The following is a 19126-nucleotide window of genomic DNA, read 5'->3' on the forward strand; positions in this document are numbered from 1 at the left end:
TTAGAAAGGAAAAAATTGAGCGAAGCTTCGCAGACTCAAAAGAGCTGCACGGGCTTCGCTATTGCCGGTTACGGGGATTGAAGAAAGCAAGCGAACAGGCTCTCCTTACGGCAGCCTGCCAAAATATGAAAAAGATTGCAACACAATTAGCAAGGCTAGAAAAAGTGTGTTGCAATTCTTTAGGTTGATTACCTCCCTGTTGATTTCCGCGGAAGGCACGCAGACTCCTGCGGGAGTACGGGGCAGGGGAGACCCCGCAGGCGCTTCAGCGCCGAGGAGGCTCCCCGGCACGCCCGCGGAAAGCGAAGTGCCTGGAGCGCAAATCAACAGACATGCTGCAAAGCCTATATATTAATAATATTATAACGAATTAACGCGGTGAATTGTTAAAGTTATTGTAGAAAATAAGAGGCTGTCGAAAGTTTCTCGACAGCCTGAGCACAGAGAGAATTTATCTGTGCTATTTTCTATATATGTTCAACTAGAATTGCAACAAATTCTTCCAACATTTGTTGATCAAGTGCATCAAAACGGTTTTTTTCAGGTGAATCAATATCCAAAACTCCAATTAGCTGCTCATTTTTAATGAGAGGGATAACAATCTCGGATTGGGAGGCTGCATCACAAGCAATGTGGCCGGGAAACTGATGAACATCTGCCACAAGAACGGTTTCTTTTTTCAAAGCAGATGTCCCGCAAACACCCTTACCCAAAGGAATACGTACACATGCAGGAAGACCTTGGAATGGTCCTAATACTAGTTGTTGATTCGTATCCATTAAATAAAATCCGACCCAATTAATTCGGTCAAGAAATTGGTTCAAAAGGGCACTGGCATTGCTGAGATTCGCAATCTGATTGTTCTCATCGTGAATAAGAGCATGCAGTTGTTTTTTAACAAGATTATAATTTTCCTCGCGGCTCGCAGTATACATTTCGACGTTAAACATGGTATTTCCCCTTCGTTTCAACAATTTTATTTATTATTTTATCAAATTTACAAGAAAATGAGCAGACTTTGTCGATTTTTTCATAAAGGAATCTGTGTTATAACAAAGAATTATAACGTAAGGGGATTTTTGGGTATACCAGAAGGGGGACAATTTATGAAGAAAAATGCTAAAGAAGCAATTGTTAAGGCCGCTATAACATTGTTTAAGTCCAATGGATACTCTGGAACATCAATTCGGGATATCGCCCGACTGGCAAAAGTAAATACGGCAACGATTGCCTACCATTTCGAAAATAAACCAGGTCTGCTAGAATATTGCTTTACGCATTTTTTTGAACAGTATATTAGTAAAATGGAAGAAGCCTATGCATCGATAGATAAGGGAGCAAAGGAGTGTTTAAAGCGAATTGTCACTGATTTACTTCATTATCAATGTGAAAATAGTAAATTAGCCAGTCTTGTCTATCGGGAAATGTCCATGGATTCGCAAGTGGTTCGCGAAATCATGTCAACCTATTTACTTAAGGAAAAATACTATTTTCAATTAGTATTTGAGCGTGGTTTTGAATGGAATGAATTCCGCCCTCACTCGATTCCTTATTTAATTATTCAACTTAAAGGATTATTGATGATGCCATTTATGAATACACATTATATGAGGGAAGTCTTGTATGTCTTTCCAAATGAACCATTTTTTGAGCAGAAATATTTAAAGGATATTAATTTGTGGATTGATAAAACACTATGCTCGGATGTACCAATGAAAATGAGTGCAGTCATAAAATAGCGGCCATCGCTATTTTTTTTTAGTTAATAGGAAAGCATAAATTCAACTGCGCCTCATGAACCGTCCTATCAAACTCGCCAATTAGTGAGTTTTCATTTATTTTACAAAAAAAATGAAAATAATAGTCAAAAAATGTCGTTAACATGGTATCATAATAGCATTGAATCGAACATTAAGAGATTTTTTTATAATAGATGCATGAAAACTGGAATTTGGAAGAATGTTTTGGGAAATAGGGGGCTTACTTGTGAAATATTTCATTGGATTTTTTATCCTTTTACTAGCCTTATTTGTAATTGGGTATTTAATAAAGAAAAAGTACTTTAAGGAAATGGATCGATTGGAAGCCTGGAAAATCGATTTAATGAATCGTCCAGTACTGGATGAAATGTCAAAAGTGAAGCTGCTTAATATGACAGGGCAAACTGAAGAACTATTCGAACGTTGGCGAAATCAATGGGACGATGTGGTAACGGTACAGCTGCCTGATTTAGAGGAAATGCTTTTTGATGCCGAAGAGTACATAGATAAGTACCGATTCAGTAAAGCGAAAGGTGTTCAGCAAGCAATTGGAGCAAAGTTACAAGAAACTGAGGATCAAATAAAAAGTATATTAGAAGAGTTACATGAATTGGTTGGCAGCGAGGAAAAGAACCGAGTTGAAATTGAAGAGCTTAAAGAGCAGTATCGGGAATCAAAAAAAATGCTGCTTGCCCATCGTCACAGCTTTGGAAGTTCAGAAAAGTGCTTAGAGGAACAACTCAACGTCGTTTCACTAAAATTTCAGGAATTTGATGAGAAAACGGAACATGGTAATTATCTTGAAGCCCGTGAAGTAGTTTTAATGATTCATAGTCAGCTTGGAATGATTAAAAAAGATATGGACTTGATTCCGCAGCTGTTAATTGAATGTCAATCACTTCTGCCAAATCAGCTTTCAGATATTCTTGACGGATACCGTGAAATGTCTGATCAAGAATACTATTTAGAACATATTAATTTGGAAAAAGAAATCAAACGCTTAGAAGAGAAACTGGCTGAGAATCTAGAGCTTATCGAAGCAACGAAGATTGATGAGGCAGTAGAATGTATAAAAGAAATAAAGGAAAGAATTGATGTCCTTTTCGATTTATTGGAAAAAGAAGTACACGCCAAGCATTTTGTCATAAAAAATGAAAAAATAGCAAGTGAACTTCTTATTTCTGCCCAAGAGGAAAATAGTCATCTTTCAAATGAAGTCATTCATGTTCAAGAAATCTACCAGTTGTCTGAAGGTGATTTTGAAACGCAGCGACAGCTGGAAAAAGAACTTTCCACTGTGTATAAACATTTTGAGATTCTGATTGAAAAAGTAAAGTTAAACGAAACAGCACAAACGGTGATTAGTGAAGAGTTAGCTCAAGTAAAAGAACAGTTGGATATCATCCGAGAAGGGCAGCAAGATTTTGCTTTAAAACTTCAAGCCCTTAGGAAAGATGAATTTGAAGCAAGGGAAAAGCTTAAAGAACTTACCAAGAAAGTTGGAGAGACGGTTCGTCTCGTATCTAAGAGTAATGTCCCTGGCTTGCCAGAAGATTATAAGTATTTATTTGAGGATACAAATGAAAGTATTCAAAATGTGAGATACCAGCTTGGAGAAAAGCCACTTAACATTTCTGCTCTCAATCAATATTTAGAAATTGCTGTATTAACGGTGGAGAAACTTACCAATTCAACGATAGAATTGCTAGAAAATGTGATGTTAGCGGAAAAAGCCATTCAATATGGAAATCGTTATAAAAGCCAATATCCAAATGTAGCCAAAGGATTATTGGAAGCAGAAATGGCATTTAGACACTATGAATATCAAGAGGCTTTAGAACAAGCGGCAGCAACACTTGATGTTATTGACCCAGATGCATTGAAAAAAATAAAAGCCACATTTGTAACCGAATAAATAACAAAAAACCGATCAGTGCCATTTTCGCTGAATCGGTTTTTTTGTTATTCTTTTTTTGGTCTATATGATAAGATTTATTTTTGTAAGAGTTCGGAGGAGAAAAAATGATCTATTTTGATAATAGTGCAACGACAAAACCGTTTAAAGACGTTATAGATTCGTTTGTTACGGTGTCTAGTGAATATTATGGGAACCCTTCCTCACTACACAGTATGGGGGGACAGGCAGAGAAGCTGCTATCCCAGGCGCGGGAACAAGTAAGCAAGCTCTTAACAGTAAAGCCATCTGAAATTTACTTTACTTCCGGGGGAACGGAAGGTAATAATATAGCGATAAAAGGATCTGCTTTATTACATAAAAATAAAGGTCGGCACCTGATTACATCAAGTGTTGAACATCCATCAGTTAGAGCCGCAATGGAACAGCTTGAACAGGAGGGTTTTGAGATTACCTACTTGCCTGTTGACAGGTTTGGAAGAATTAATGTTTCGGATCTTGAAAAAGCGATAAGAAAAGATACCATTTTAATATCCATTATGCAGGTGAATAATGAAGTGGGTACGGTTCAGCCAATTAAAGAAATTGGAGACCTATTAAAAAAACATCCAACGATTTTATTTCATGTTGATGCAGTCCAAGGAATAGGAAAGATTCCCCTTTCTCTCTATAAAAACAGAGTGGATCTTTGTTCGATATCCGGTCATAAATTTCATGGCCTAAAAGGCACCGGTGCCCTTTTTATCCGTGAGGGTGTGAGACTTGCTCCATTATTTTCTGGCGGCAATCAGGAACGGAAGATTCGAAGCGGTACAGAAAATGTGGCAGGCGCCGTTGCGATGGCAAAGGCACTTAGGATGACATTAATGAAAGGCGAAGCAGAGATGGTACGAATGAAGAATATCCACAGCCTGCTCAGGAAGGGGTTAGCAGAAATAGAAGGTGCTCAAATTCATACACCTACTGAAAATGCAGCACCCCATATTTTAAATTTCTCATTAAAGGGAATAAAATCAGAAGTATTCATTCATTCACTTGAGCGGAAAGGGATCTTTGTATCCACCACAAGTGCATGTTCCTCAAAAAAGAAATCACCAAGTAAAACGCTTCTCGCAATGGGCGTTCATGAAACGCAAGCTGAAAGTGCCATCCGGATTAGTCTCTCATTTGAGAATACCAGAGAAGAGGCAGTGACAGCTCTAGTTGCTTTTAGAGAATCCGCAAACCAATTACGAAAGGTTATGAAATAGATGGAATATGATCGTATACTCATTCGCTACGGTGAAATATCGACAAAAGGAAGAAATCGCAATCAATTTGTAGAAAAATTAAGAAAAAGTGTTAGAATTGCTCTTGCTCCCTTTCCAAAAATTAAAGTAGAAGCAAGCCGTGATCGGATGTATGTCTTATTAAATGGTGAAAGCAGCGAAGCAATTATTGGAAAATTGAAGAATATATTTGGAATCCAATCCTTTAGTCCGGCCATCAAGCTGAAAAGAGATATTGAGGTATTAAAACAGACTTCACTTGATATGATGCGCTCCCTATACAAGAAGGGTCAAACCTTCAAAATTACTCCGAAAAGATCTGATAAAACATTTGAGTTGGATACGGACGGAATTAACCACGCCCTTGGCGGTCATTTGTTGCAGCATATTTCTGGAATCAAAGTGGATGTGAAAAACCCGGATATTAATTTACGGATTGAAGTCAGAAAGGAAGCCATTTACCTATCATGCGAAACCATACAGGGTGCTGGTGGACTACCGATTGGATCAAGTGGAAAAGCCATGCTCATGCTTTCTGGTGGAATTGACAGCCCTGTTGCCGGCTATATGGCAATGAAGAGGGGACTAGAAATCGAAGCGGTTCATTTTTTCAGCCCCCCATTTACAAGTGAACGATCGAAGGAGAAGGTCATTGACCTTTCAAAAAAACTGGCTGAAATATATGGATCGATGACCTTGCATATTGTTCCGTTTACTGATATTCAGCAAACAATTCGCGAACAAGTACCTGAAAATTATTCGATGACATCTACGAGAAGGATGATGCTTCGAATCACGGATGAGATTAGGAAAAAACATGAAGGTCTTGCTATAATTACCGGTGAAAGCCTCGGGCAGGTTGCGAGCCAGACGCTTGAGAGTATGTACGCAATTAATGATGTAACAAATACGCCTCTTTTGCGGCCATTGATTACGATGGATAAAACGGATATCATTAAAATCGCACAGGAAATTGATACACTTGAAATTTCGAATAGGCCGTTTGAGGATTGCTGTACCATCTTTGTCCCGGCTTCTCCAAAAACAAAGCCAAAAAGGGAAAAGGTTCAGCATTATGAAAGCTTCTTTGATTTCGAACCACTCATTCATGTAGCAGTGCAAGATACAGAGACACTTGTAATAAAACCTGATAACAAGCAGCACTCAGAATTTAGTGAATTATTTTAAAAAGGTAAAATTTGAATATTTTGCGAACAATTACCAATTGTAATTTAGAATGAAGCTTTTAAGTTCTACACATTCTATACTCACAAGGAGGTGATATCACATGGCAAACAACAACAACTCAAATCAATTATTGGTTCCTGGTGTTGAACAAGCTCTAAGCCAAATGAAATATGAAATTGCTTCTGAATTTGGTGTAAATCTTGGAGCTGACACTACTTCACGTGCCAACGGATCTGTTGGTGGTGAAATCACAAAGCGTCTAGTAGCAATGGCTGAATCTCAATTAGGCGGCGGATTCTCTCGTTAATAAAAAATTAATACGATGGCTACAGAGAGCGAGGGGCTTCCCCCCGCTCTCTTTTTTATGCTCAAGATAGTGAAAAATATTTTTAAATGAATAACAATTTAAAATTTTTAAATAATTCTGTATAATTAATTTTGTGGGATAAATACGAAAAAGTTAAGGGGGAGAAGTATGAAGCGGGAAGATTTAATTGCACCAGAAAAGTATAATCTTGTTTCTGAAATGGAGCGTTTTGCCAAAGAACCGAACAGAGTCGCATTGAAGTGGGAGAATGAGACTGGAGAGACAAAACAAGTTACATATCAGCAATTAATGAAGAAGGTTAACCAAGCAGGGAATGTTTTCGCCAAGAATGGTTTAAACAGGGGCGATGTGGTCCTTGTAATCGTGCCCCGTCTGATTGAAGCATATGTTGTTTATTTAGCCGCATTAAAAGCTGGAATGGTTGTCATTCCAAGCTCTGAAATGTTAAAGGAAAAAGACCTAAAGTATCGTATTACACACGGTGATGTTAAGGGGATCATTAGTTATTATCCATTCGTTGATCAATTTGAAAATATAACGGCACCACAAGCTTTGGTTAAATTTACAATCGGAGGGTCTGAAGAAGGCTGGATTCATTTGGACGAAGAGATGAAAGATGCATCAGAAGAATTGGTGCTCGCAGATACGTTTAGAGACGATATGGCATTTTTGTCCTATACCTCCGGCACAACGGGGAATCCTAAAGGGGTTGTACATACGCACGGCTGGGCCTATGCTCATTTAAAAACAGCTGCGCCAAAGTGGCTTTGTATTGAAGATGGTGATACGGTTTGGGCAACTGCAGGTCCAGGCTGGCAAAAATGGATTTGGAGTCCCTTCCTATCGGTACTTGGCTCGGGGGGAACAGGATTAGTCTACAACGGAAAATTTGATCCGAAAAAATATTTGAGCCTCCTTCAAAAATATGATGTCAATGTCCTTTGTTGTACACCTACCGAATATCGATTAATGGCGAAGGTAGATAATTTAGCTGAGTATCAATTGCCAAATCTTCATAGTGCGGTTTCAGCAGGTGAACCTTTAAATAGAGAGGTTATTGATACGTTTAGAAAGTATTTTAATATTGATGTCCGTGACGGTTATGGACAAACTGAAAATACCTTGTTAGTAGGGGTTACAAAAGGGATGGAATTGAAGTCTGGATCCATGGGCAAGCCGACACCTGGAAATAGAGTTGAAATCATTAACGAAGAAGGCCAAGTTTGTGCTGTCGGAGAAGTGGGCGATATTGCTGTCCATGTAGAAACTCCAGCTCTTTTCAAAAATTATTATAAAGATCCAGAAAGAACGGCAATGCAGTTCCGAGGTGACTATTATGTAACAGGCGATAAAGCCAAAATGGATCAAGATGGCTACTTCTGGTTTGAAGGCCGCGATGATGATATTATCATTAGCTCGGGCTATACAATTGGACCATTTGAAGTGGAGGATGCGCTCGTTAAACATCCATTTGTTAAGGAATGTGCCGTCGTGGCAAGCCCGGATGAAATTCGTGGCTTTATTGTCAAAGCATTTGTGGTCTTACAAGAGGATATTGATTCAACGGACCCAGAATTAACAAAGAACTTGCAGGAGCATGTCAAAACACTTACAGCTCCATATAAGTACCCTAGAAAAATAGAATATTTGAGTGAACTTCCAAAAACAACCTCAGGGAAAATCCGTCGAATTGAACTCCGCAAAAAGGAACTCGAGGCGGCTAAACAAGTTTAGTTTAATATTTCAAGGAAGCAGGCGGAATTCCGTCTGCTTTTTATTGGAAGCAAAAAATTCCCCATTTCAGGATGTTTCGAGTTATAATAGAAATTATTTCGAAACTAGAAAGAATAGGGGCTCGAAAACAGATGAAAAAAACTGAAACGCAAAAAGGAGTCATTTATGCCGGCTTTTCTTACTTGCTGTGGGGATTATTGCCGATTTATTGGAAGCTTTTAGACAATGTTAATGCAAAGGAAATTTTAGCGAGCCGTGTTTTATGGTCGTTTATTTTTATGATCATCATTCTCTTCCTAACAAAAAAATTAGGACTATTTCTCCAAACCATTAAAGGGTTTACTAAGAATAAAAAACAAATGTATGCCCTGACGATTGCCTCCTTATTAATAAGTGTGAATTGGTTCATTTATATTTGGGCGGTTAATAGTGGTCATATGATTGAAGCTAGCCTTGGATATTATATCAATCCATTAATTAGTATTTTATTAGGAATGATTGTTCTTAAGGAAAAATTAACTATTTATCAATACGTCTCTTTCATTTTAGCTGCAATAGGGGTATTGATTATTTCTATTTCGCATGGGCAGTTTCCGTGGATTGCCATTTCTTTGGCCCTATCCTTTGGCGTGTATGGTTTAGCGAAAAAGTTAATAAACGTTGATTCTGCAGTCGGATTAACATTAGAAACACTTGTTGTTACACCTGTTGCCGCCATTTATATTGGTTACTTATTTATGAATGGATCCAATTCCTTTATAACATCAGGGATCCAAACCGATCTGCTTTTAATCGGTGCAGGAGTTGCAACAGCAGTGCCGCTTCTATATTTTGCAAAAGGAGCACAAAAAATTCCCTTATCTTTATTAGGATTTCTCCAATATATTGCACCTACATTAACCTTATTATTAGGGGTATTTATCTATCATGAACATTTTTCAAAAATACAACTTCTATCCTTTATGTTCATCTGGTCTGCGTTAACAATTTATTCCCTTTCAAAAACAAAACTATTGTCTCCACAATGGTTACATTTGCGAAAAGAAAAGAGCACGAGCATATAAGCAAAAACCTTATCCCTTTAATAGGATAAGGTTTTTCTATTCTTAAGAAAAACTTATTACTTCGCTATACGGGCGCTTCCGCTTTTCTTATAAAAAAGTCCGTTTCACTTTTTCCCAGAAGGAGTTGTCCTTAAGCTTTAGTGTTTTTAACTTTTTATCACTTATTCTTATGCTGATTTTCTCAACGTGACGAATACTTAATGCTTCATTATCCATCCCCATGGTAGGATAATCATTGCCTTCGGATATTACATTGAATGTAAGTGTTCGTTCACTTCCAACAATAAAGGAGGAATCTAGTGTTCGGTAAAGATTTGTATTTAGGGATGCTACTTCACTCACCTGCATGCATGGGATAAGAGGGTCAACAATCGAACCCTTCACCGATTTATTATAAGCAGTACTTCCGGTTGGTGTCGCAACAATCAACCCATCCCCGCGAAAGGTTTCTAAATGGAGCTTATTAATAAAGACATCTACCACTAGTGTTTTTATGATCGAAGAACGTATGCTGAATTCGTTTAAACAAGTAAAAGTACCCTGACCATCAACGGATACGTCAATTAATGGATAACGACGGACTTTTAAATTTTCATTTGTAATAATAGCGTCAATCATTTTTGAAATATCATTAATTCGGAAATCACAATACATATTCAAGCAATCTTTAGTTGAAATCCCCATGTAAAGGCAATCATCACGGAAGCCGGTTTTCCTGACAGCTTGTAGAAATGTTCCGTCATCTCCAACACTGGCAATGATATTAGCATTTCGGTAATCAGTGACAATCGTAAAACCATAACGGTCGGCCACATCAAAAAGAGGAGCCATTTTTGAAAGCATATCCTCATCCCGTTTATGATAAAAGTAAATATTGCGCCTGTTTGCCATTTTATGTACCCCCTGGAAAAAGATGAGATAATTGTAACATGATTACCCAACCCAAAAATAATCTTTGGTAAAATAATGTTAGTCTGAAATTAGTTTAGCATTTTATTGAAACAATATAAGGAGGTCATAAATTTTAGACTAAAAGAAAAAGGGGGACTTGCATATCTATGAATGGAAAACGGTGGGCTGCTTTAGGGATTGCGGCAGCGTTATTTTTTGTTTCTGTGGTAATTAATTTTTTATCAGCTACTGCTTTTAAAGGAATTCAAACTGATTTTACCGACTTTATGGCATCTGCTGAGCAGCCTTTTACGGAAGAGGTTGTCAATGAAGGCAACGAATTAAAGAAAATAGTGATTCTCGATGTCAATGGTGTCATTCAGGACACTGGGGAATCAGCTTCTTTGCTTGGAAGTTCAGGCTATAATCATCAGGATTTTATGAAAAAGTTAAACTACGTAAACGAAGATGATTCTGTAAAAGGGATAATAGTAAAGGTCAACTCACCTGGCGGCGGCGTGGTTGAAAGTGCAGAGATTCACGATAAGCTAATTGAAATTCAAAAAAACAGTAAAAAACCAGTCTATATCTCAATGGGTTCAATGGCAGCATCAGGAGGATATTATATTTCAACTGCTGCAAAGAAGATTTATGCAAGTCCTGAGACGATGACGGGAAGCCTTGGGGTTATTATGGAAGGCATCAATTATGAAGGTCTTGCCGATAAGTATGGGGTTGATTTTGTTACCATTAAAAGTGGCAAGCATAAGGACATTATGAGCCCAACAAGAAAAATGACAGATGAAGAACGGCAAATATTACAGTCGATGATCAATAATTCCTATGAAGGATTTGTCAAAGTGATTTCAGAAGGGCGTAACTTGCCAGTCGCCCAGGTGAAAAAAATTGCTGACGGTCGTGTTTACGATGGACGACAAGCGAAGGATTTACACCTAATCGATGGGTTTGGCTACTTAGACGATGTAGTGAATCTTATGAAAAAACAAGAAAAGCTCAAAGGAGCGCAGGTGGTTCGTTATTCAGATTCTCTTGGTTTGGGTTCCTTATTTACTATGCAGGCAAAGAAATTAATGGGTGAAAATGTTGAAATGGCTGGATTAATGCAAATACTTTCGAAGCCGAATTCTCCACGGCTCATGTATCTGTATGCAGAATAGGGGGGCTAATTAATGGAAATAAATGAATATCAAGAAACCTCGACTGACAGAAAGGAAAATTATACCGTTCGTTATGCGGGCTTCTGGATGCGCTTTTGGGCGTATCTGCTTGATTTAGTGGTTGTGGGAAGCATTGTTCGGCTGCTAATTAAACCTATATTTCGATTATTGGATATTCCTTTATCAGAAACCAATATGTTTGCGCCAGTCTCCATTTCATCGGCGGTCATCTTTTATTTATATTTCGTCTTGATGACAAAATATTTTAATCAAACCCTTGGGAAAATGGTGTTTGGATTGAAGGTAGTCGATTTAAAAAATGATCATTTGACTTGGGGAACCATTCTCTTTCGTGAATGGATCGGCCGATTTATATCAGCAACGATTATCTTCGGATATATCATTGTTGCTTTTTTACCAAAAAAACAGGGCTTGCATGATCTCTTCACTGACACAACAGTTATCCATGTGGAACGGTAAAAATAAACCTATCAACAATTGTTGGTAGGTTTATTTTTTTATATAAAAGCAAATACTACCCGCTGAAAGGTTGTGATTAAAATTGTTTTGGGTGCTCTTGGTTTTGTCCATTCTATTGCTCTTATTCATTCTCATTCTTTTTACTAAATTAACAATCCTAATTAATTATTATCATCATAATGACAATGACGATCTAAAGATAAAATTAAAGATTTGGTTCGGGTTAATAAAATATACAATAAATGTTCCGTTAATAAAAGTGGATGATAATTCTCCTGACATAGTTGTAGAAAGTAATACTAAAATGGGAGATTCCGCACGAGAATCAGCTAAACAAGACACGAATCATATTACAACAGATGAGGTGGAGACTAATTTATCAAATGCCAAAAAATTACTCAATCATGTGTTTGGATTACATCGTATTGTCAGGAATTTTTTTCGGAAGGTCACAATGAAAGGCTTAGAATGGAATACACTGATTGGTCTAGGAGATGCGGCGCACACTGGGACAATAACCGGAGCAATATGGGCCTTTAAGGGGAGCATCATAGGGCTTCTCAGTCATTATTTCAAACTTAAAGAAATGCCCAAAATAACGGTTACCCCACACTTTCAAGCAGCCGTAATTCAAACAAGATTTACATGTATTATTCAGTTTCGTATCGGGTATGCTATTCTAGCAGGATTAAAACTGTTTAGATTCTGGAAGGGCGGACTTCCGCACTTTAAAAAGAAAACTAATTTTGCAAATGATAAAACAAAATCCGTTTGAAAAAGGAGGAAACAGCCATGTCTGACCACCCAATTCAAGGTTTGATGACAACTGCAATGGAAAGTTTGAAAGAAATGATTGACGTTAATACGATTATAGGGGACCCAGTTGAGACCCCAGACGGCAGTGTTATTTTGACAGTATCGAAAGTAGGCTTTGGATTTGCTGCAGGTGGTAGTGAATTTAAGCTCCAAGGGTCTCAAAGTCAAGGTCAAGGACAAGGAAAAGAACAAGGTCAAGGACAAGGACAAAGTCAAGGTTCATCCCATCCATTTGGGGGAGGGAGCGGGGGCGGTGTTTCAATCACACCAATTGCTTTTTTAATTGTCAATTCTCATGGAGTTAAAATGCTTCACCTAGATGAAAGTACCCATTTGTATGAGAAAATACTAGAACTTGCTCCATCAGCGATTGATAAAATTCAGCAAATGTTCTCAAAAAAGGACCAAGGCCAACAGCAAAATAGTTCGCAAGGATCTAAAAACGAGCATAAACCAAAAGAAGAGCTTGAATTATAGCATGAAAGGTTAATCTTCCAAGAGATTAGGAAGATTAACTTTTTTCATGTCGCTAAACGGGGCGCTAGCGATTTTCAATAAGTCTAAATAATTGCAAAATAGATATTGAAAAGATATATTTACACTGTACATATTTGAAGTGAAGTGGTTTACAACAATCGCTTGAACTTGGATACGACAAAGGAGGATGTATTATGGCAAATGTAACATTTAAAGGAAACCCAATTACTCTATTAGGCAATGAAGTAAAGGTAGGGGACAAAGCGCCTAACTTCACAGTCCTAGCGAATGACTTATCAGCAGTAACATTAGAGAATACAAAGGGTCAAGTGCGTTTAATTACTTCTGTCCCATCTTTGGACACGGGTGTGTGTGATGCAGAAACACGCCGTTTTAATGAAGAAGCAAACAGCTTAGGCAACGTGAAAATTTTAACTGTGAGCGTTGACTTACCATTTGCACAAAAGCGCTGGTGTGCTGCAAGCGGAATAGAAAACGTTCAAACGTTATCTGATCACCGTGACCTTTCATTTGGAGAAGCATATGGGGTTGCTATCCAAGAATTAAGACTATTGGCTCGTGCTGTATTTGTTGTTGATTCAAATGATACAGTGACATATGTTGAGTATGTTAGTGAAGCAACAAACCACCCTAACTACGAAGCAGCAATTGAAGCTGCAAAGGCTGCAAAATAGTAAAACAGAAGGCCTCGGTATTACGAGGCCTTTTTGTTTGGTTAAAACTTGTATAAAATAGCTATACTCGATTAAAATGGATAAGGAATTTAAAGAGGGAGGGGAAAAGATGAACGTTTCTCCAGTAGAACAACTTTTTACGTTATTTAATGAAACAGCACTTCTTTTACAGGAAGAACTTAATTGTACATATTTAGAGGCACTTGCAGAAACAGGAGAGAATTTATTCCATGGCTCTATCCTTCAGGATGAGATCAGCGAACTAACAGAAAAAAGGATTAAGAAACAATATGAACAGATCAATTTAAACAAATTTTCAAACGAGGAAATTCGAAAGGCATATCAGCTTGTCATTTTAAAAGGGATGAAAGAAAGTGTTCAGCCTAACCATCAAATGACACCTGATACAGTGGGGATGCTTGTCGGTTATTTAGTAAATAGATTTATGAAACAGTCAACATTCCGCTTGCTTGACCCAGCAGTAGGAACCGGTAATTTGTTAACAACTGTATTAAATCACCTCCAAAAAAAAGTAGAATCTGTCGGTGTGGAGATTGATGACCTGTTAATTAAGCTTGCCTATGTTAATGCAAATTTACAAGAGCACCCTATTCAACTCTTCAATCAAGACAGCCTTGAGCCACTGTTTATCGACCCCGTAGATGCGGTCATTGGTGATTTACCTGTTGGATATTATCCGAATGATGTTAGAGCAGCGGATTATCAAGTAAAGGCAGATGAGGGACATACCTATTCCCATCATTTATTCATTGAGCAAAGTGTCATGTCTACAACACCTGGTGGGTATTTATTCTTTATTATTCCTAATGGTTTATTTGAAAGTGAACAAGCCTCCCAACTAAGTGAATTCTTTAAAGATCATGTCATTGTGCAAGGATTGTTACAATTACCTACGAGCATGTTTAATAATAAAAATACAGCTAAGAGTATCATCATCCTCCAAAAAAAGGGTTTAGGCGTACAACCGCCAAAGCAGGCATTACTTGTCGATTTGCCTAGCCTTTCGAATGCGGTAGAGATGGATAAAATACTATCTAAAATGGAAAAATGGTTCCAAGAGAACAAAGGATGAACAGGGTTTAAACCCTGCTCATCCTTTTTTTCTGAGTGTTATAAATCTTATAAAATTACCGAAATATGTGAATATATTAACATTCGTAATGTAAGCGCTGCCAGGTGAATTATACCTTGAAATATAATATACACAATGATTAAATGAGGAAGGAAATAATCAAGAGCGGTTTGAGCAAAATAATGTTGTACTAACAAAAATAACTCCAAACCAGTGTTGTTATATAAAAGGAGCGGTAACAAAAATGGCAAAAATTATTGCAATTAATGCAGGAAGCTCTTCCTTGAAGTTTCAATTGTTTGAAATGCCAAACGAAGATGTTATTACAAAAGGATTAATTGAAAGAATCGGATTGAACGATTCGATTTTTAATATTACAGTAAATGGAGAAAAAATCCAAGAAATCAGTGATATTCCTGATCATGAAGTCGCGGTTAAAATGCTTTTGGATAAACTAACCACTTTAGGGATTATCAAATCACTTGATGAGATTGTCGGAATGGGACACCGAGTGGTCCATGGTGGAGAAACATTTAATGATTCAGTGCTGATCACCGATGAAGTATTAAAGAAAATTGATGAATTATCAGAACTTGCACCTTTGCATAACCCTGCAAATCTTACAGGAATTAAAGCTTTCATGAGTGTGCTTCCAAATGTTCCTGCAGTAGCTGTTTTTGATACGGCTTTCCACCAAACGATGCCAGAAAGTTCTTACCTGTATAGCCTGCCAATGGAGTATTACGAAAAGTATGGCATTCGTAAGTATGGCTTTCATGGAACATCACATAAATATGTTTCACAACGTGCTGCAGAGTTACTAGGTCGACCCGTTGAACAACTTCGCCTTATTTCGTGTCATTTAGGGAATGGTGCAAGTATTGCTGCGATTGAAGGCGGTATGTCGATTGATACATCTATGGGCTTCACACCACTTGCAGGGGTAACAATGGGAACTCGCTCAGGTAATATTGACCCTGCACTCATTCCTTATATTATGGAAAAAACAAATAAAACAGCGGATGAAGTCCTTGATGTTTTGAATAAAAAGAGTGGTATGCTCGCTATGTCAGGCTTCTCTAGTGATTTAAGGGATATTGAAATTGAAGCGAAAAAAGGTAATGACCGCGCTCAACTTGCTCTAGATGTATTTGCAAACCGTATCCATAAATACATTGGTTCCTATGCTTCAAGAATGAATGGTGTAGATGCAATTATTTTCACAGCTGGTATCGGTGAAAATAGTGATACGATTAGGGAGAAGATCTTAAGAGGCCTTGAATTTATGGGTGTTTATTGGGACCCTGCTTTGAACAAAGTGAGAGGCGAAGAAACATTCATCAACTATCCACACTCACCAGTTAAAGTATTAATTATACCGACCAATGAAGAAGTAATGATTGCTAGAGACGTCGTTCGACTAGCAAATACTCATTAATAAACAGAAGGCAAAAGCTAATTTAATGGCTTTTGCCTTTTGCCTTTTTATCCTTTTATTTCATTGTGATATACTGGAAATAGAAAGCCTTGCTGTGGAGGGGAATCGATCATGCCATTAACAGACCGTGAAGCAAAGGTCTTGAATGAAATACAGGATTGGGAAAGAAATTTACGTGAATTTGAGCCCAATGATTTCCAATTAACTTATGAAAAATATCTGCAACAATCATTCTTATTATTACCCGAAAAGGTTCAACGGCAATTCTTTACTGTTATTGATAGTTGGCTGTTTCATTTACATAGTATGATACAAGGCTCGCAGCTACAGATGGATGCAAAGGAGAGAATTCTTTCTGCGGGGCGGATATTTCATAATGACTTAGAAAAAGTAGAAGACTTACGCCAATTAAAAATTGAGCAATTACAATACATTGCAGAGCAGCAAATTGCGAGGCATCGTCTATACTCTTTTGCTCAAGGTGGTTTAGCTGGGACTGGTGGTCCACTTCTTCTAAGCACAGATATACCAGCAATAGCCGTTATTAATTTAAGGGCCGTCCAATTAATTGCAATGACCTATGGGATTGAGGTTAATACCCCGTTTGAAATGATGACCTCTCTGAAGGTGTTTCATACGGCAACATTGCCGCCAAGGCTTCAACTAGAGGGATGGACCTTGTTGATGGATGAATTGGAGAATCGGGATGACTATTATTTTTATAAAGGAAATGAAGAAATTATTGATATTACATGGATTGAACAGCCAGTGCAGCAACTATTGAAAGCGTTGGTTATTACATTGTTCCGAAAAAAGGTGATACAAGGTATCCCGCTTGTCAGTATGGCGATTGGTGCAGGCGCTAATTATCAGTTAACGAGAAAGGTAACTGATTTAGCCCATAAATATTATCAACTTCGCTACCTAAAAGAAAAAGAGGAGTTTAATGAATGAGTACTAAAGAACATAAACAGGAAGCCCCAAGGACGGTAAATTGTAAAGTAATCACAGTTAGTGATACAAGAAATAGCGAAACAGACAAAAGTGGTAAACTGATGATGGACCTGCTTGAACAAGCAGGTCACAAAATTATAGATTACGTGATTGTAAAAGATGAGGCCGCACCAATTCATGATGAAATAGTAAAGGGCTGTTCAAAAGAAGAAATTGATGTCATTTTAACAAATGGCGGCACAGGGATTGCTAAGCGAGACGTAACGATAGAAACCGTACAAAATCTACTAGATAAAGAAATTGTTGGATTTGGAGAATTGTTCAGGATGTTGAGCTATCAAGACGATATTGGAAGCGCTGCAATTCTTTCAAGGGCCATTGCGGGTGTAATAAAAAATAAAGCGGTATTCTCCACCCCAGGCTCAACTGGTGCAGTGAAACTAGCAATGAATAAATTAATTCTACCTGAACTTGGCCATGTAGTCAGAGAAATACAAAAAGACCTTTAATAGAGAAAACTCCCTTTTTCGATGGAAAGGGAGTTTTTTATTGATGGACTTTTGTTGAAAGAACTTCGTTTGCTCGGTACCATAGCCATAAATCATTAATAATCGAAGCTAGTTCTGCAATTTCGGTGTTCAGTTGACAGGAGCGAGGGAAATTACTTTCATTCGAAAGAAGTGCTTGTTTCTGATTAATTTGGATTTCTAGTTCTCCAATCCGGTCCGGGATAGAGCCGCGAACTTGTTCCCAATATAAGAGAATCTCTTCCTGTGTTTCTATGCTGTAATCAGCCAATTCCATTGTTAAATCGGGGAGCTGGATACCAAGACGATCATCAAATGAAAAATATTCTTTCATATAGTTGCCTCCAATCTGTTTATTAGTATTTTATTATACTATACATATTTAAACCATTCTCTACAAACCTATTTTTAAAGTCAATTTAGTGTATAAAAAAGCACGAAGCATCATTGCTGCGTGCTTTTGAAAACTTCATATTTATTCGGAATCTTTGTCTGTGCGAACGACGAGAACGTCACAAGCTGCATATCGGGTAATATGTTCAGAAACACTGCCGATAAAGAACCTTTCCACTACATTTAATCCAGTAGCACCGCAGAGAATTAAATCAACATTGTGTTTTTTAGCCAAATCTCTAGGAATTCTTATTTTAGGAGAGCCGTAGTCAATTTCATATTGCACTTTTGTTAATCCTGCATCCTCCGCTTGTTTTAGATAATTTTCAAGCATATCTTTTGCAAGCTTTTCTGCCCGATCACCAATAACTGTATCGTAAGCCTCAATTAATGCAAACGTCCTAGTGTCAATAACATGGACTAATAATAGGGTGGCGTCATTTCTTTTGGCAATTTCAATCCCCTTTTTAAAAGCCCAATCTGCTTCTTTTGAACCATCAATAGCGACTAAAATATTCTGATATTTAAGTCCCATGATTTATCATCTCCTTACTTAAATTATACATTATTTAACATGGAATAACTGTTGCAATTTTTCGAACAATAAAGAGGTAATTTACAAAGGAAAGGAGATTGTCGGATGGTAAAACATGACCAGAATAAAAAGTTTTTGTTTGAGTTTGATGAACAGGGTACAATTGAAGTAAGACAACAAATTATGAATTCGTATAATAGTGGTTTTATTGGCGAAGGAGCAGCGATTGCTGATAGTGAAGATTTTTCTGGTACTGAGAGTTAAATGGTGTGGTAATGTGGGACTGTCCTAAATAAGGGGCAGTTTTTTTTTGTATTAGAAGGCGCTTGCGCCTCTTGTTTATGGACAAATGCCTTGGAATTTTTGTAAATACAGGCAAATACCCAAGAATC

Annotated in this window: 22 protein-coding genes; 18 read left to right on the forward strand and 4 right to left on the reverse strand. The window is 37.6% G+C overall.

All coding sequences use genetic code 11. The features are described 5' to 3' along the window. Positions 1 to 188 (forward strand): transposase (locus J7E63_RS08220; RefSeq protein WP_215009856.1); only part of this gene is annotated, 188 nt, incomplete at its 5' end. A 279-nt stretch (positions 189 to 467) separates the two neighbouring features. Here J7E63_RS08220 and J7E63_RS08225 read toward each other — a convergent pair. Further along, the gene (locus tag J7E63_RS08225; RefSeq protein ID WP_214732630.1) at positions 468 to 950 is read right to left on the reverse strand and encodes a GAF domain-containing protein; all 483 of its coding nucleotides are present in this window, start codon (positions 948 to 950) and stop codon (positions 468 to 470) included. Positions 951 to 1106: 156 nt separating this feature from the next. On the opposite strand from J7E63_RS08225, the gene refZ reads away from it, so the two are divergent. The 7 genes from refZ (at position 1107) to rarD (ending at position 9257) form a co-directional block, all read left to right on the forward strand. Next, positions 1107 to 1739: a forespore capture DNA-binding protein RefZ gene (gene refZ / locus J7E63_RS08230; RefSeq protein WP_088089263.1), complete on the forward strand. Its 633-nt coding sequence runs from the start codon at positions 1107 to 1109 to the stop codon at positions 1737 to 1739. Positions 1740 to 1986: 247 nt separating this feature from the next. Continuing rightward, entirely contained in the window at positions 1987 to 3675 is a 1689-nt protein-coding gene (ezrA, locus tag J7E63_RS08235; protein ID WP_215011010.1) for a septation ring formation regulator EzrA, read from the forward strand. A 107-nt stretch (positions 3676 to 3782) separates the two neighbouring features. Beyond that, positions 3783 to 4925: a cysteine desulfurase family protein gene (locus J7E63_RS08240; RefSeq protein WP_215011011.1), complete on the forward strand. Its 1143-nt coding sequence runs from the start codon at positions 3783 to 3785 to the stop codon at positions 4923 to 4925. Then, positions 4926 to 6131, forward strand: coding sequence for a tRNA uracil 4-sulfurtransferase ThiI (gene thiI / locus J7E63_RS08245; RefSeq protein WP_215011013.1), 1206 nt, complete (start codon positions 4926 to 4928; stop codon positions 6129 to 6131). A 100-nt stretch (positions 6132 to 6231) separates the two neighbouring features. Beyond that, positions 6232 to 6438 carry an alpha/beta-type small acid-soluble spore protein gene (locus J7E63_RS08250; protein WP_088089259.1) on the forward strand — a complete coding sequence of 69 codons (207 nt, stop codon included), beginning with the start codon at positions 6232 to 6234 and terminating at the stop codon, positions 6436 to 6438. 168 nt (positions 6439 to 6606) lie between these two features. Continuing rightward, positions 6607 to 8193 (forward strand): acyl-CoA synthetase MbcS, encoded by a 1587-nt coding sequence (gene mbcS / locus J7E63_RS08255; protein ID WP_215011014.1) that lies wholly within the window; start codon positions 6607 to 6609, stop codon positions 8191 to 8193. A gap of 131 nt (positions 8194 to 8324) precedes the next feature. Beyond that, positions 8325 to 9257, forward strand: coding sequence for an EamA family transporter RarD (gene rarD, locus J7E63_RS08260; protein ID WP_215001086.1), 933 nt, complete (start codon positions 8325 to 8327; stop codon positions 9255 to 9257). Between the two features lie 87 nt (positions 9258 to 9344). Here the strand turns inward: rarD and J7E63_RS08265 are convergent, their stop codons facing one another. Beyond that, complete coding sequence (locus tag J7E63_RS08265) at positions 9345 to 10148, reverse strand: NAD kinase (RefSeq protein ID WP_215011016.1); 804 nt, start codon at positions 10146 to 10148, stop codon at positions 9345 to 9347. Positions 10149 to 10315: 167 nt separating this feature from the next. Here J7E63_RS08265 and sppA point away from each other — a divergent pair, with 167 nt between their 5' ends. The 9 genes from sppA (at position 10316) to J7E63_RS08310 (ending at position 17788) form a co-directional block, all read left to right on the forward strand. Next, positions 10316 to 11326 carry a signal peptide peptidase SppA gene (gene sppA / locus J7E63_RS08270; RefSeq protein ID WP_215011017.1) on the forward strand — a complete coding sequence of 337 codons (1011 nt, stop codon included), beginning with the start codon at positions 10316 to 10318 and terminating at the stop codon, positions 11324 to 11326. A 12-nt stretch (positions 11327 to 11338) separates the two neighbouring features. Then, positions 11339 to 11806: an RDD family protein gene (locus tag J7E63_RS08275; protein ID WP_215011018.1), complete on the forward strand. Its 468-nt coding sequence runs from the start codon at positions 11339 to 11341 to the stop codon at positions 11804 to 11806. Positions 11807 to 11909: 103 nt separating this feature from the next. Next, positions 11910 to 12581, forward strand: coding sequence for a DUF2953 domain-containing protein (locus J7E63_RS08280; RefSeq protein ID WP_251033434.1), 672 nt, complete (start codon positions 11910 to 11912; stop codon positions 12579 to 12581). 17 nt (positions 12582 to 12598) lie between these two features. Beyond that, positions 12599 to 13099 (forward strand): GerW family sporulation protein, encoded by a 501-nt coding sequence (ytfJ, locus tag J7E63_RS08285; protein WP_215011020.1) that lies wholly within the window; start codon positions 12599 to 12601, stop codon positions 13097 to 13099. A 194-nt stretch (positions 13100 to 13293) separates the two neighbouring features. After that, positions 13294 to 13794 (forward strand): thiol peroxidase, encoded by a 501-nt coding sequence (tpx, locus tag J7E63_RS08290; RefSeq protein WP_215011021.1) that lies wholly within the window; start codon positions 13294 to 13296, stop codon positions 13792 to 13794. A gap of 109 nt (positions 13795 to 13903) precedes the next feature. Further along, positions 13904 to 14887, forward strand: coding sequence for a class I SAM-dependent methyltransferase (locus tag J7E63_RS08295; RefSeq protein ID WP_215011022.1), 984 nt, complete (start codon positions 13904 to 13906; stop codon positions 14885 to 14887). 244 nt (positions 14888 to 15131) lie between these two features. After that, positions 15132 to 16325 carry an acetate kinase gene (locus J7E63_RS08300; RefSeq protein ID WP_215011023.1) on the forward strand — a complete coding sequence of 398 codons (1194 nt, stop codon included), beginning with the start codon at positions 15132 to 15134 and terminating at the stop codon, positions 16323 to 16325. A 111-nt stretch (positions 16326 to 16436) separates the two neighbouring features. After that, positions 16437 to 17279: an EcsC family protein gene (locus J7E63_RS08305; protein WP_215011024.1), complete on the forward strand. Its 843-nt coding sequence runs from the start codon at positions 16437 to 16439 to the stop codon at positions 17277 to 17279. Beyond that, positions 17276 to 17788: a MogA/MoaB family molybdenum cofactor biosynthesis protein gene (locus J7E63_RS08310; protein WP_215011025.1), complete on the forward strand. Its 513-nt coding sequence runs from the start codon at positions 17276 to 17278 to the stop codon at positions 17786 to 17788. Before J7E63_RS08305 ends, J7E63_RS08310 begins: the two co-directional genes overlap by 4 nt. 37 nt (positions 17789 to 17825) lie before the next feature. Here J7E63_RS08310 and J7E63_RS08315 read toward each other — a convergent pair whose 3' ends face one another. Together J7E63_RS08315 and J7E63_RS08320 are read right to left on the reverse strand one after the other, a co-directional pair. After that, positions 17826 to 18140 (reverse strand): DUF4391 domain-containing protein, encoded by a 315-nt coding sequence (locus tag J7E63_RS08315; RefSeq protein WP_168245320.1) that lies wholly within the window; start codon positions 18138 to 18140, stop codon positions 17826 to 17828. Positions 18141 to 18281: 141 nt separating this feature from the next. Further along, a complete protein-coding gene (locus tag J7E63_RS08320; RefSeq protein ID WP_215011026.1) occupies positions 18282 to 18734 on the reverse strand; it encodes a universal stress protein in 453 nt (150 codons plus the stop codon). A gap of 105 nt (positions 18735 to 18839) precedes the next feature. On the opposite strand from J7E63_RS08320, the gene J7E63_RS08325 reads away from it, so the two are divergent. Next, a complete protein-coding gene (locus tag J7E63_RS08325; protein ID WP_215011027.1) occupies positions 18840 to 18998 on the forward strand; it encodes a hypothetical protein in 159 nt (52 codons plus the stop codon). Positions 18999 to 19126 lie beyond the last annotated feature (128 nt).

The organism is Bacillus sp. ISL-75 (assembly GCF_018613095.1).